The 13,106-nt window shown below is 51.7% G+C and carries 13 protein-coding genes; 9 read left to right on the top strand and 4 right to left on the bottom strand.

What is annotated here, in order from left to right; all coding sequences use genetic code 11:
• The first annotated feature begins 526 nt into the window (after positions 1 to 526).
• From H6F86_RS17790 to H6F86_RS17775, 4 genes are all read left to right on the top strand, one after another.
• Positions 527 to 844 (top strand): hypothetical protein, encoded by a 318-nt coding sequence (locus H6F86_RS17790; RefSeq protein ID WP_190450063.1) that lies wholly within the window; start codon positions 527 to 529, stop codon positions 842 to 844.
• Positions 845 to 923: 79 nt separating this feature from the next.
• Positions 924 to 1,547 (top strand): DUF3859 domain-containing protein, encoded by a 624-nt coding sequence (locus H6F86_RS17785; protein WP_190450062.1) that lies wholly within the window; start codon positions 924 to 926, stop codon positions 1,545 to 1,547.
• Positions 1,548 to 1,576: 29 nt separating this feature from the next.
• The gene (locus tag H6F86_RS17780; protein WP_190450061.1) at positions 1,577 to 3,427 is read left to right on the top strand and encodes an asparagine synthetase B family protein; all 1,851 of its coding nucleotides are present in this window, start codon (positions 1,577 to 1,579) and stop codon (positions 3,425 to 3,427) included.
• Positions 3,421 to 4,761 (top strand): decarboxylase, encoded by a 1,341-nt coding sequence (locus H6F86_RS17775; RefSeq protein ID WP_190450060.1) that lies wholly within the window; start codon positions 3,421 to 3,423, stop codon positions 4,759 to 4,761. Before H6F86_RS17780 ends, H6F86_RS17775 begins: the two co-directional genes overlap by 7 nt.
• 33 nt (positions 4,762 to 4,794) lie before the next feature.
• On the opposite strand, the gene H6F86_RS17770 is transcribed toward H6F86_RS17775, so the two are convergent.
• Both H6F86_RS17770 and H6F86_RS17765 read right to left on the bottom strand, forming a co-directional pair.
• Entirely contained in the window at positions 4,795 to 5,373 is a 579-nt protein-coding gene (locus tag H6F86_RS17770) for an Npun_F5749 family FMN-dependent PPOX-type flavoprotein (protein WP_190450059.1), read from the bottom strand.
• 128 nt (positions 5,374 to 5,501) lie between these two features.
• Entirely contained in the window at positions 5,502 to 6,212 is a 711-nt protein-coding gene (locus tag H6F86_RS17765) for a SprT family zinc-dependent metalloprotease (RefSeq protein ID WP_190450058.1), read from the bottom strand.
• 122 nt (positions 6,213 to 6,334) lie between these two features.
• Between H6F86_RS17765 and H6F86_RS17760 the strand changes: the two genes are divergently transcribed.
• The 5 genes from H6F86_RS17760 to H6F86_RS17740 all read left to right on the top strand — a co-directional run bounded on the left by H6F86_RS17760 (position 6,335) and on the right by H6F86_RS17740 (position 9,493).
• On the top strand, positions 6,335 to 6,481 hold the full coding sequence (locus H6F86_RS17760) for a hypothetical protein (protein ID WP_190450057.1): 147 nt from the start codon (positions 6,335 to 6,337) through the stop codon (positions 6,479 to 6,481).
• A 94-nt stretch (positions 6,482 to 6,575) separates the two neighbouring features.
• Positions 6,576 to 7,247 (top strand): GNAT family N-acetyltransferase, encoded by a 672-nt coding sequence (locus H6F86_RS17755; RefSeq protein WP_190450056.1) that lies wholly within the window; start codon positions 6,576 to 6,578, stop codon positions 7,245 to 7,247.
• Between the two features lie 53 nt (positions 7,248 to 7,300).
• Positions 7,301 to 7,558: a TIGR03643 family protein gene (locus H6F86_RS17750; RefSeq protein WP_190450055.1), complete on the top strand. Its 258-nt coding sequence runs from the start codon at positions 7,301 to 7,303 to the stop codon at positions 7,556 to 7,558.
• Between the two features lie 143 nt (positions 7,559 to 7,701).
• Positions 7,702 to 8,649, top strand: coding sequence for a tRNA epoxyqueuosine(34) reductase QueG (gene queG / locus H6F86_RS17745; RefSeq protein ID WP_190450054.1), 948 nt, complete (start codon positions 7,702 to 7,704; stop codon positions 8,647 to 8,649).
• Between the two features lie 133 nt (positions 8,650 to 8,782).
• Entirely contained in the window at positions 8,783 to 9,493 is a 711-nt protein-coding gene (locus H6F86_RS17740; RefSeq protein WP_190450053.1) for a HAMP domain-containing histidine kinase, read from the top strand.
• A gap of 16 nt (positions 9,494 to 9,509) precedes the next feature.
• On the opposite strand, the gene H6F86_RS17735 is transcribed toward H6F86_RS17740, so the two are convergent.
• Together H6F86_RS17735 and H6F86_RS17730 are read right to left on the bottom strand one after the other, a co-directional pair.
• On the bottom strand, positions 9,510 to 10,016 hold the full coding sequence (locus H6F86_RS17735; protein ID WP_190450052.1) for a hypothetical protein: 507 nt from the start codon (positions 10,014 to 10,016) through the stop codon (positions 9,510 to 9,512).
• A gap of 169 nt (positions 10,017 to 10,185) precedes the next feature.
• Positions 10,186 to 12,918, bottom strand: a complete 2,733-nt coding sequence (locus H6F86_RS17730) for an RNA helicase (protein WP_190450051.1) — start codon at positions 12,916 to 12,918, stop codon at positions 10,186 to 10,188.
• Positions 12,919 to 13,106 lie beyond the last annotated feature (188 nt).

The following is a 13,106-nucleotide window of genomic DNA, read 5'->3' as shown; positions in this document are numbered from 1 at the left end:
ACCAATGCTCCGAATCTTGCATCTAGCCTCGATCATCTTCCCACTTTTTAAGTAGGGTGACGCGTCAGGACGATTATGCCGAGCAATTCTGATTTCTAATCAACCATCAGCTTATAACTTAAGATTGATTTCATCATTCAACCCATCAATAGGTGACTCGTTTTTTTTTAAGAACCATGTCGTCCTGTGAAATAGTGTAAACCTGGAGAAAAGACAACAACTTAATAATGCCTAGAGTCCCTATAAGAAAACGTTTGCAGACTTTAGATAGATCTATTTCTAGTTACTAAAAGCTTTGTATGACAAATTGTTTCAGCATTCTTGAAGCACGTAAACTTTGATTTCTTCGACCGTTGTCAAAGGAATGGCTCTGCTAGGCTCAAAGGGTATAAAAAGCGTGTTGGATTCATCTGTCATCTTGGTGCTTTAGCAAGCTTGATGAATCTCTCAATCGCTAGATTGTGCCCCACGTAGCGTTTATCTATCCTTTTAATCTCGTCCTATAACTCATTGATTACGCCGAGCTATGAATCATTACGCTGCACAATGGATTGAAGATTGGTGTGCTGAAAACGGTTGGACTGACCTGTTTCAGGAACGTACCGATTATTGGGCGTTTCCTCCTAATGCGGTCATGCCAGTGCCCATTCCAACTCAAGTGCTGCGATCGATTAAGGCAAATCAGGGCTTATGTGTTGAAGAAAAGATCTGGTGCACTGCTGCTGGACTCAGCGCGATTATTGCTGCCTCGTTAAGCTATTTCTTTGCGACACCAATGCCATTGGTGGCTGCGTTTGCCTTTTGTGCGATCGTCGTGGCACGTATGGAAGACGACGACCTTTAACTTGAGTTACAGCTTTCGAGTGGATGCCATACCGCAACAGCTTTAATAGCTATAGATCTATAGCCGTAGACGTATTGGTATGGAAAACCGCTTAACCCCACAGCAATTAACAAAACTGGTTGGCGAAGTGGAACGCCTCTCACAACGCCAGCAGGACGAACTCGATCGCGACCAGGTGCAAGACATTCTGCGGGAACTGAATCTGTCGCCAGATTTGCTAGATGAAGCGATGATTCAGTTGCAGCGAAAGGAAGCGCTGGTGGTACAGCAGCGCCGTCAGCGTTGGATCATTGGTGGCACGCTCGCCAGTGTAGTCGTTGCGATTGCGGCAGTTACTGTTTTTATGCAGCAGCAAAATCAGGCGCTCACTCGTGTAGCAGTGCAGCAAAGCTGTGTTGGATCAGCACAAAAAAGTTGCGGTGTGCCAACAGCACTTAAGCGTCAAAGTAACCCAGAGGTGTTTTACAACGTGACGCTGAAAGATGCGCCTGTGGGCAAAACGCTTTCTCTCACCTGTGACTGGCTTGCTCCTGGGGGACAAGTTGTAAAGCAAAACCGTTACGAGACCCGCCAAATTGACACACCAATCTGGAATACTCACTGTCGCTATCAGCTTGACCCAACCGCACCAACGGGCAACTGGCAGGTTCGACTGTTACTCAACGGTCACGAACTGAGCAATAACCAATTTGCTGTGCAATAGCTGGATGTGCAGTGGTTAAAAGGCAGTCTATGGGACATGCGATCCCGTTGCAGGTGTTTAAGGGGCATCAGGTGATTGGGTATTGGGGCTTTGGCACGCAAGTTACCTTGGAACAGCAGCTAACGAACACATTGCGCCAGCTTGGGGAGCCGTTTTGTCAGAAGAATGTGCGGCGGTGCGGTCGATCGCCTCAGATAGAACAAACACAACACACGCCTACAAATGATGCCATTACCTGCGTTTGGGGTGCTGCCTATCTGGGATGGCAGCCGACAGACTGCAACCGTTTACCAGAGGGCACGATCGCTGCTTTATCCGCATCAGGGTTGGGGGATGGCTCCGGCGACACTTTGGATGCTTGGGCAACAGTTGACGACCAGTGCTTGCATCTAGGGCGAGAACCCTTCGGTCATGTGCTGCTGTATTGGACTCAGATGGGACAAGTGCTCTGGTTTGCGTCGCGCCCAAGCCTGCTGCTGCCCCTTATCGAAGCGCCTCAAATCAGCATTCCCGCTGTCTATGGCTATAGCTGTTTTTCCTACGTGCCTACCCCGCTCACGCCGATCGCTCAGATCCACTCTATTGCGGCAGGTACGGAGCAGACCTGGATTGCTGATTCTGATTCACGAACGCTGCTGGCACCGAGCGTTACTCGATCGCTGGAATGGCAGGAAGCGCCAGAGCAAATCCAGGAGGAGACGCTTGCCATTGCCGAACTGCGATCGCTACTGAAGGATGCGGTGGCTCGTCAAATCACTGACCTTAACGATGAGCCAGTCGGTGTTTTGCTTTCTGGTGGGCTGGATTCATCGATCGTCGCAGCCCTCCTGGTGGAAGCAGGTGTGAAAGTGCGTGCCTACACCCTGGATTTTGGAGCCGATAGCCCTTCTGAGTCTTCCTACGCTGCCCAGGTAGCTGAGTTTCTCAATATCCCGTTGGTGAAAGTCGATGCCAGTCCACGCTGTATTCGTCAGGCTCTCAGAGCCACTGCCCAGGCATTAGATGTGCCCTTTGGCGATGGTGTGACTGTCCCACTTTTTCTATTGATGCAAGCAGCCAGCCAAGACGTTCAGGTGATCTTTAATGGTGAGGGAGGCGATCAACTGTTTGCTGGCTGGACGAATAAACCGCTGATTGCAGCAGATATTTATCGCTCGACGCATCAAGCCAAAGAGACTTTCGAGCGGCAGTATCTCCGCACCTTTCATCGGCTCTGGGGCTATGAAAATCAGCTCTTTCAGCCTGATTTTGCTGCCCAAATGACAACCATCATGCCAGAAGACTGGCTTCAGGACGCGCTCAATCCTGCCTTTTCTACCACCTTGCTGCATCGTCTGCGCCGTGCCACGCTGATGCTCAAAGGCGCACAAAATATCCATCCCCGCGCCACCAATTTAGGCATGGCTCATGGGCTACAGGTACGATCGCCCTTCTGTGACTTACCGTTGGCACAATGGTCTTTTCAGGTCTCTGGTACACTTCATCTGCAAGCCGCCTGCGAAAAGTACATTCTTAAGCGTGCTGTCGAACCCTGGTTACCACCCGAAATCGTTTGGCGACAGAAACGTGGCATGGGCGTGCCCTTAAACGCATGGTGTTTCAACGAGCTGTGGCAAGAACTGGGATGGTTACAGCCCGATCGCCTACGCAAGCAAGGCATCTGGCAACCCCAGGTTGCAGCACGTATTGCGGCTGGCACCTTTGGCACGCTGCAAGGTCGCCGCATTGGTGAAAGTCTGTGGCTGCTACTGATGTGGCAAGTGTGGCATGACACGGCTCTTGGTTCACTGCCTGCCTTTTCGCTGAATCATCCCTTTTGGCTGCCGTCCTCGCTGGGGCGGCTCTATCTGCAACTGCAACGAGAGCGTCAGCAATGGTAGCAACTCCAACCCCACGACCTCCCTTCTCGCTCGCTCTGGCAGAAACACTACTCGATACCTACGGCTCACCGCTGTACGTCTACAAGGGCGATCGCCTGCGTCAAACCATTCAGCACATTACGCAAGCCATCTCCTATCCCCAGACTCGCTTTCATTTCGCTAGCGTCACCAATGGCAATATCGCCCTCCTGCAAATCTTCCGCGAGGCTAGCTGGGGACTTCATGCCAATACCCCCGGTGACATCTACCTCGGACTCCACGCAGGCTTTCATCCTAGTCAAATCCTTTACAGTGGCAGCAACCTTAACCGCCCCGAAATGGAGCAGCTTTTTCGCTGGGGCATCACCACACTGAATCTAGACAGCCTTGCGCAATTGCAGTTGTGTTGTGAAACTTGGCAAGCGTTAGCGCTGGAAAGAGCGCAGGAGCACGAAAGCGCTAAGACAGCGCACGATTCCACCACCCTTCTATCCCTTCACCCTTCCAGCCCTTCCCCCTCTCCTCCCCCTCTCCTCTCCTCCCCCTCTCCTCTCCTCGGACTCCGCCTCAACTTCCCCGCTCTCACTGGTGATAGCCGCATTGGAGTGCATCCAGATGACTTTCCCGCTGCGGTAGCTTTAGCCCACCAAGTCGGGCTCCAAATCAAAGGGCTGCATTTCTATCGCGGTACGGGCACTAATGCGACTGCTGCCTTTACCGAGGCGATCGACACTGTTCTAACGCTTGCTAGTCTGTTACCTGATTGGTCATATCTCGATTTTGGTGGTGGTTTTGGCTATCCCTATCATCACGGTGGTGCAGCGTTCGATTGGTATGAGTTTGGCACTGCCTTGAGCCATCGCCTGAACCAGCTTGATCGCCCACTTGATCTCATTATTGAACCGGGGCGGGCTGCAATCGCTGGCTGTGCGTCCTTACTGACTCGTGTTGTCTCGGTGAAATGGCAGGGCGAGAAACAAATACTAGGTGTTGATACCACCGTTGCCAATCTCTCTGTGCCGTCTGTCCACGGCGGTTATCGAGCCATTGTGACCTGGCAAAACGACCCAGAAGGAAAGCCAAAACAGCCCTTGTACCTGACGGATATTTGCGGCAACACGACGTATTCTCGCGATTATCTCGGCAAAAATTGTCAGCTACCAGCACTCGCGATCGGCGATGTTCTTGCTGTCTTGGATGTAGGTGCCTATGGTTACGCAATGTCATCTCACTTTTTGCATCGTCCGCGACCTGCTGAAGTGTTAATTGAGGGTAATAACCATCGCCTCATTCGTCAGCGAGAAGAGTACAGTGCGCTTTTGTCAAACCAGGTTTTCGTTAGTGGTGTTTTGTAATGACACTACCTTCATCTTTAGGCGCAGGTTGAGTTAAGGGTTGATTGCCTGCACAGTCCAAACTGCATTGTCACATTGATGTAGCCAGCGATTTTGGGGATCGCCCCGCAATTCCAGATGATCGACTTGGTATGGATCCAGCAGCAGCAGGCAAAAATGTGGCAAGGGCATTGTTGCATCTGGCGCGGCTACGTTGAAGGTTTCCTGATCCGTTCGGGGCTTACCTGGATGTGCCCAGGCAAACTGAGCACGAGCCGCAGCGGATAGCGCCTGCCACGCTGCCCATCGGGCTTCTTGTAGCGCTGCATCTGGGTGCTGCTCTCTCACCAACAGCAGTGTGCCAGCCAGACGAAACTGTTCGCGAGTTTCAGGGAAATACCAGCACGCCTCGCCCCACGGTAGTCGATCGATCTGTTCTGCTTTTTCATTACGAGCATCAGTAACAAACTGAAGCTGGTTTGTGCCGTCTAGAAAGCCCCGAAATACAAGTGTTCGGTTAGCAGGACGCTGATCAGCACGGACGGTTGCGAGCTGTAAATAACGAGCATAGACCAACGCTCGATTGCGATGGAGAGCACGGGCAAGGGGCGATCGCCAGGAAGCTAGAGACATAGTGAGAAGGCTTAAGGATAAAAACCTAAGGATAAGTAAAAAGACAAGAAAGGCTAGATTCTACTTCTTGCTCATCCTTTATCCTTCATCCTTTTATCTTTTCCCTGATTCACCCTTTGTCTTTTCCCTCACGACTCCAGCCATAATGGCACGTGGTAGCGGGCATCCCGTAAACCAGCATCCAGTTGCTGATAGTTTGGCTCTTTTTGAGCCACCAATGCCCAGAAAGCCGCCGAATGGTTCAAATGCACGGTATGGCACAACTCGTGAATTAAGACGTAGCGCACTAGCTCACTCGGTAGAAACAGCAGTTTGCAGTTGACGCTAATTGTTTGACGGCTAGAGCAACTGCCCCAACGAGTTTTTTGACCTCGGATAGAGGCGCTGGCAAAGGGTAATTCCAGTTCTTGGCTGATTGTCCTTAACCAGGGCAGTAAGTGCTTCTGCGCCTTGTCAGTGACCCATGATCGCAGGGCGTTTTTACATGCAGTCTGGTCAGTGATTTGTCCAAAAAGGGTCAGCTTTAAGTCAGGCTGCTCCACAGCTCGCACTCTTGGCAGCGCTGTCGGGCAGTAGTCAACCTGCCAGGTTTGCCCGATCGCTTGCAGGCAGAGATGCTGAGGCAACTGGTCAGATCGTTCTAAGCCGATGAGTGCATGACGTGTTTCAATTTGCTGTGTAACGCGATCAATCCAGCGCTGCTTACGCTCCAAAATTGCCGGAATCGTCGTGCGATCATACCCTTTTGGCACCACAACTTCTAGACTGCCTGCAACCGATATTTTGAGAGAAAGATGCTTTGCTTTGGGGCTTTCCCGCACAGTGTAGCTCGGAAGCATAGCAATATCAGTTCATTGGCTAGTTTGCGACATTCCTATTAATGCATTCGATCGCTCAAGTGTCACCCCTTTTTCTATAGAGACTTCAGCGCCTCTCCACGCCTCAGAACCGCCTATAATCAATGAAACATCCTGAGCTAATACCACTGGATGAGATCGCATTGGATGAGATCAACCTTGAGAGTGACGAGTACCTAGAGAACGATCCAGTGTTTCATGGCTTACCGCTTTGGCGATCGCTGGACCATACACTCTGGCTGCCACATTGAAACATCGACCTTAAGCTAAAGCTGCATTGCCAGAAGTGTTGGTTCGTCATGGTATCAAACATCGGTATACTGATTGACGAATAGAGCGCTAGCCATGTTATTGCAACCGTTTGCACAAAATATCACTCTCCGTCCGGCGATCGCCGACGATGTAGCCTGGGCTGCCCCACTCTTTTTTGCAGCGGGTCCAGCGGTGTTTAGCTATGTCTTCGCGTCACCATTCGAGGAATCAAAGGCGATTTTTTGCCAAGCGTTTGCCTACCCACAGCACGCCTTTAGCTACGAACATGCTCAAGTCATTGAGGTTCTCAATCAGCCTGCGGGTGTCATGATCAGCTATCCTGGCTCTTTGAAGCGCCAAGCTGACGAAAAAGTACACCAGGTGATGGCGCGCATTCTGCCGCTGCGTAAGCTACCTAAGATTTTGGTCAACCTGGCAGACCTGACGCGCATCAAGCAAGAGGTTGCCGCTAAAGACTACTACATCTTGGGCCTAAGTGTAATCCCAGAGCTTCGTAATCAAGGCTTAGGCACCTATCTTTTGCAGCAGGCAGAACGGCAGGCGCAAACGCATCGCTGTCAGGCAATGGCGCTGGATGTTACTTATACCAATACTGCTGCTAGGCAGCTCTTTGAGCGTCTTGATTACCGGGTTACGTGTAGCAAATCTACTCATCGATTTGACCAGTTAACTCGCTCTGGTGGGCTGCATCGCCTGGTCAAACCTCTGGCAAGTCCAGGTGCCGAGAGTGATGAGCAAGGCTGACGGCTGACGACGATCGACGTTAGGCTGGTGTTGGACTCCACTGTAACGTTGGTATGAATCTTCCAGACCTTGATAGTGCAACGATCGATCGCGTTCTTGAAATGGCATGGGAAGACCGCACACCGTTTGAGGCGATCGAACAACAGTTTGGGCTGCTCGAAAAACAGGTGATTGCCCTCATGCGCCGAGAAATGCAAGCGTCGAGCTTCAAAATGTGGCGCAAGCGAGTCACGGGACGCAGTACCAAACATCTTAAAGAGCGAGAGTTTTTTGCCGGACGCTTTCGATCGCACCAACAGAAAGGCTCTTGAAGCAAGCTTAATGAGTAAGCAGTGAAGGGGTAGAAGGGTGAAGGAGTGAAAGAATAAGGTGATGCAGTCGGCAAGCGGTGGAGTCATGAGCAAGCTGATTCATCCGCCTTAACGAATGCGCTATAAATCTGGAGGCTCAGAACATGGAGGCTCAGAACTTAGAAACTCAGATCAAACAAAAAGCGCTGGAGCTAGGCTTTCATAAGGTTGGCATTGCAGCGATCGACTCTGCACCAACTGAGCTAGCGACTAAGCCAACTATGAGCTTAAGCACCTGGTTACAGAAGGGCTATCACGCCGACATGAACTGGATGGAGAACCCCAAGCGGCAAGAAATTCACCAGGTCATGCCCGATGTGCAGTCTGTCATTTGTGTGGCGCTGAACTACTACAGTCCAGCCGATCGTCCTGACAGCGCCACTGCAAAAATTGCCCGTTATGGCTGGGGACGCGATTACCACAAGGTGCTGCACAAAAAGCTGAAAGCGCTGACAGCCTGGATTCGACAGCAGAGTGATGCTGTGGAGGCTCGTTTCTATGCTGATACAGGACCAGTGCAGGACAAAGTATGGGCGCAGCAAGCGGGCATTGGCTGGGTGGCGAAGAATGGCAATCTGATTACACGCGACTACGGCTCCTGGGTGTTTTTGGGAGAAGTGCTGACGAATCTGACGCTTGCACCCGATCGCCCACACACAGCCCACTGTGGCACCTGTACGCGCTGTATGGATGCGTGCCCGACGGGTGCTATTCCGCAACCGCAAGTCGTGAATGCAAATCGCTGCATCGCGTATCACACGATCGAAAACCGGGCAGAAACGTTACCAGAGGCGATCGTTCCTCATCTTCAGGGATGGGTTGCAGGCTGCGATGTGTGTCAGGATGTCTGCCCCTGGAATCAACGCTTTGCCCAGCCCACGGATGTGGCTGACCTCCAACCGCATCCCTGGAATGTCACTGCTACATTGCCAGAACTAGCTGACCTGACTGATGAAGAGTACGAGCGACGCTTTACAGGCTCCGCCTTAAAACGAATCAAACCCTGGATGCTGCGGCGTAATGCTCGAGCAAATTTAGACAAAAAATCGTGAGATGCGACTGCTGCGCTTTCAACGCCTAGCCTTAAGAAAAGGTAAATTTATGGGAAAACCTGGCAATTCTGTTACTTTTCTTAACAATGCAGGCTATAACTGTCAGTAGAGATCACTATTGCTCCTGGACAAGATGTCCCCATCAGTCGCTTCTACTCAACCACAATCTGCTTCACTGCAACAGTTGCAGCTTGAAACCGAGGCGCTAAAAAAGTATTTAGCAGCCCAAAAAGTGATCATTGCTTCGCTTGAAAGACGGGTAGGACGATCGCTTGATACGCTAGACGTACATTTACAGTCGCTCATTACCACAAGCGAAGAATCAGCTCTTTGGTACGAGCACCTGCATTCGATGCAAAACGAGGTCAATAGCCTGTGTGACCTAATGTCAGACACGATGCTGTTGCAAAAATTAGAGGCGGGTAAGGTTGAGGTTAAGCTTGAACCATTGACGCTGGAACCGCTTTTAGTTGCGGTGAGCCGCCACTGGCGGAACCCCAAAGACGGTAGTACTAACCGTTTAATCTACGAGATTGCCTCTGATTTACCACCGGCACTTGCCGATCAAGAACTCGTTGAGGCAGTGTTGACCGACCTTTTAGCTAGAAGCCTCAAATATTCCGACGCGGTTTCACCTGTTGTCTTGGGGGCTGAAAGCCTTGGCGATCGTATCAATCTCCGCATTACAGCACAACGGTTTGCTCCTGCTGGTAGTCGAGACTTCGCGACTGAAATTATCCTTTGCTGCCGCCGTATTGAAGTGCAGCGAGGCGAAGTAACCTGTCAACAACATCCCGATGGGCTACAAACAGTGACGATCGCGCTCTGCATCGCGTCTCACTAGGGTAACAGCACTCCTCCTAAAACCTGCCCCGATCGCGCTCTAGATCATAGATGACTTTCTCGACGTACCAATTGGGCGAGTTGCCTGCGTACCTGAGCGTTGCTTGCGTAAACAGGCGTTCTGCCAGTGCACGATCGTCATGCACCAAGCGAAGAAGCTTGCGCCGAAGGGAGCGACTTGCTTGCGTAAACGTAGCGCCATTGGCTGGGTGAAAGGCTATCGTTCCAAACGATCGCTGTGTAGACGGCTGGAGCTGACCACGATCGAGTAGCTTATTTGCTCCCAAACAGATTGCCACGCTGCCACCGAAGGCGATCGCCATTACAGAGACGCGCTCGGCTAATGGTACTTCTGGTGCTCTGGTTGCATTAACCAGTTGTATTCTCTCTGGCGCAGACGATGTTGCGACTGCAGGTACCCCAGACGTTGCCAACAAACTACTGACGATCGCACTTATGCCTAAAGAAACGGCTGGCGCAAGCTGACGCTTTAGAGCAGAACGGACTAAAACAGAACGGAACATGATTGGTTTATCAACTCAATATATTCGGTTTACTCTTTTAGTTTGACTGCGAACTATGACAACGGTATGACAGCAAGGGGGTGGCTAGATGCACTGCTGCACGATCGTCTGAAGGTACTTCTGATATTGCTCAAGGTCTCCTATTAATGACAGCAAAAGGGATTCTCTATCAAACGCCCTCTTTCACGGGGAAGCGATCGATGAGTTGCATAGCGCGTTTAGCATTGTTTTTAAGCTCAGTAGGCACATGGGGCACGTGGGGAATTTGTGAAAGCACATCTAGCGTACGGCGCAAAATGCGGACAACATCGCCTTCATCGAGACTGGTATTGGAGCAGAGTTCTGTCCATTCCACACCAAGCGCCCACTGCTCTACCAAGCCGACTAGCTCATATTCTAGCCAGACTGGTAGCACCACCTGATACTTACGCTGAAACTGGAACAGGCGACGACGAATGCCCCGCAAGCCTCCCAGTGCTTCTTCGACTTCGCTGGAAAGGTCATAGCGCGTCCAGCTATCGGGGCGAGAAACTTCGGTAACCAGGGCAGCGCAGGCGGTTGCCAGATGGTGTGGATCGAGGACGTTGAGTTCACCCGACATGAGCGCTAGACCGAGCCAGAGTTCGTTATCGCCCCGAATGGCAGCGGCTGCTTGCCCTAAGGGCGTCGGTGTTAAGTCATCCAGGCAACCAAAGTGTTGCAGAATTTCAATCAAATCAAGAAACTCTCGCCAGTGCTGCTGAGACTGTCGATCGAGCTTGCTTTTGCGATCAGCAATTTCGGTTTGCACCGCGCTGATCCGCTTTTGCCGTTTGAGAATGGTCGGGCGATTGCCCCAACTGTTGACTGGATGAGACTCGATTTGTCGCTGCACTCCTTCCATACGCTGAAGCTGCTCATACACTTCGGGTGCATCGTCCATTGGGGATGGTAAAGCCGGAATTTGGCGAGCGATGACGGCTGTTGCCTCGTTCCCAGACTTCATCTGTCCTGGTTTCAAGGGCAGCTCTGGCGGTGGAGCCAAATGATCGACACCACTCAGTCGAGGAATTTCGCCCCGTAGCCCCACAACATCGCCAACAGTGACGACATACCAGCGGTTGTTCTGTCCCAAGCAAATCAGGTAAGGAAACTGACCAGAACCAGGAATTTTCATCACGAGCGCGGCTGGCATCGGCTGAGCAACTGGCACATTGCTACCCTTAAGGCTCAGCACCGTGCCCGCGATTGCAAATGACAATGCCACAGGCAAATCACCTGCGCGCAGTTCGTTTGCCTGGTCTTGCAGAATTTTTAGCAATCGGCGCTCTTCCTTCATGCGCTCTTGCAGCTTTTCATACTGCGCCAGCAGATCCCAGTCCACGGCTTCTAACTGCGATCGTAGTTGGGCAAGCTCGGCTTCTAAGTGGGCGATCGCTTCCTGTTGCGGGCGTAGATACAGCGTCGAGAGATATTGCCCAAAACTGCGCTCCACCAACTCCTGAGCTTCTTCCAGCGTATGGGTTTGCAGCAAATTCAGCACCATACCGTAGCTGGGTGTAAATTGGCTTACCAGCGGGTCAGCCCCCACAGTGGTTAAGTATGCCGCCTCTTTTGCTCCCTCAAACGGTGTTTGTACCGTGACTACGTGCCCCTGGCTATCCATCCCACGCCGTCCTGCCCGCCCTGCCATCTGCAAGAACTCGGAGGCGTTTAGAAGGCGGTGCCCCAGATCGGTTCGCTTCGACAGGCTAGAAATCACCGTTGTTCGAGCCGGCATATTGATACCCGCTGCCAGCGTTTCTGTGGCAAAAACAACCTTAATGAGGCCCTGCTGGAAGAGTTCTTCTACCAGCCCTTTCCAAGCTGGTAAAATCCCGGCATGGTGTGCAGCAATCCCTTGATACAGCGGCTCGATTTGTCCCGCTCGTCCAGCTTCGGGGTTCAGCGCTAGAAAGGTATCAATCTGGGTTCGCAATTGTGCGGCTTCTACCTCATTCACCATTGATAACGGCGCATCGCTGACCGTTGACACTGCCTGGTCGCAGCCCCGCCGACTAAAGATGAAGTAGATCGCAGGCAGCATATCCTTTTGCCGTAGCTGACTTAGCACAAACGCCAGGTTTGGGCTTTCCTGCCGTGGTCCTCGTTTTCCTGGTGCAGCACCTCTGCCCCCCTTGAGCTTGAGGCGAGGATTAATGCGCTTCTGACTGTCATCGAGTAGTGGAAACAAGCCCTTGGGGTTGCAGAAGTGAAACTCTAGCGGGACGGGTCGAAAATCTGAATAAATTAGATCGGTAGGACCATGAACTTGATGGATCCAATCGGTCAACTGATCGCTATTGGCAACTGTGGCAGACAGTGCCACTAATTGAATTTCGGGTGGACAGTAGATAATTGACTCTTCCCAAACAGTGCCCCGCTGGCGATCGTTCATGTAGTGGCATTCGTCTAGCACAACTGCTTCCACACCTGTAAGGGAGGTGCCTACTTCCCCGATCGGCGTGCCGTACAGCATATTGCGAAAAATTTCCGTCGTCATCACCAGGATGGGTGCATCCCGATTCACGGAAATATCACCCGTCAACAGTCCCACGTTGTCGTTGCCAAAAAGCTCTCGAAAGTCACGCAGCTTTTGGTTCGAGAGTGCTTTAAGGGGAGTCGTGTAAAACACTCGCCGCCCTCGCTTCAGCGCCCGATGGATGGCATACTCTCCAATCAGCGTTTTACCCGATCCTGTAGGGGCACAGACAACGACCGATCGCCCTGCTTCCAACGCAGCGATCGCCTGCTGTTGAAAATCATCCAGATCGAAGGGAAACAGAGTTTTCAGGTCTAGCCCTGACGCTAAAGGAGAAACAGTCACGCCCAAAAATCCTAACCGTGGTGGAGACAAAGCAACCGACGTTTTACGATCGTTCATCCATCATATATCTTGACCCTAAATCCACTCTCTCGTGTTGCGTCTTCGTGGGGTCGCTCTCCATTAATGCCACTTGCTTGCAGCGTGTAGCCGTTCCTAGCTCCGGTACGGTTTATCAAGTCAGTGCCTAGAAGCGCGGGTGCCAATGAAAAGTGGTGCGACGAGTAACCTCAGACTTAATAGCTTCC

It is taken from the genome of Phormidium sp. FACHB-592 (genome assembly GCF_014695795.1).
Classification (GTDB): Bacteria; Cyanobacteriota; Cyanobacteriia; order Leptolyngbyales; family Leptolyngbyaceae; genus Stenomitos.
This window is presented reverse-complemented; position numbering and strand designations above follow the sequence as displayed.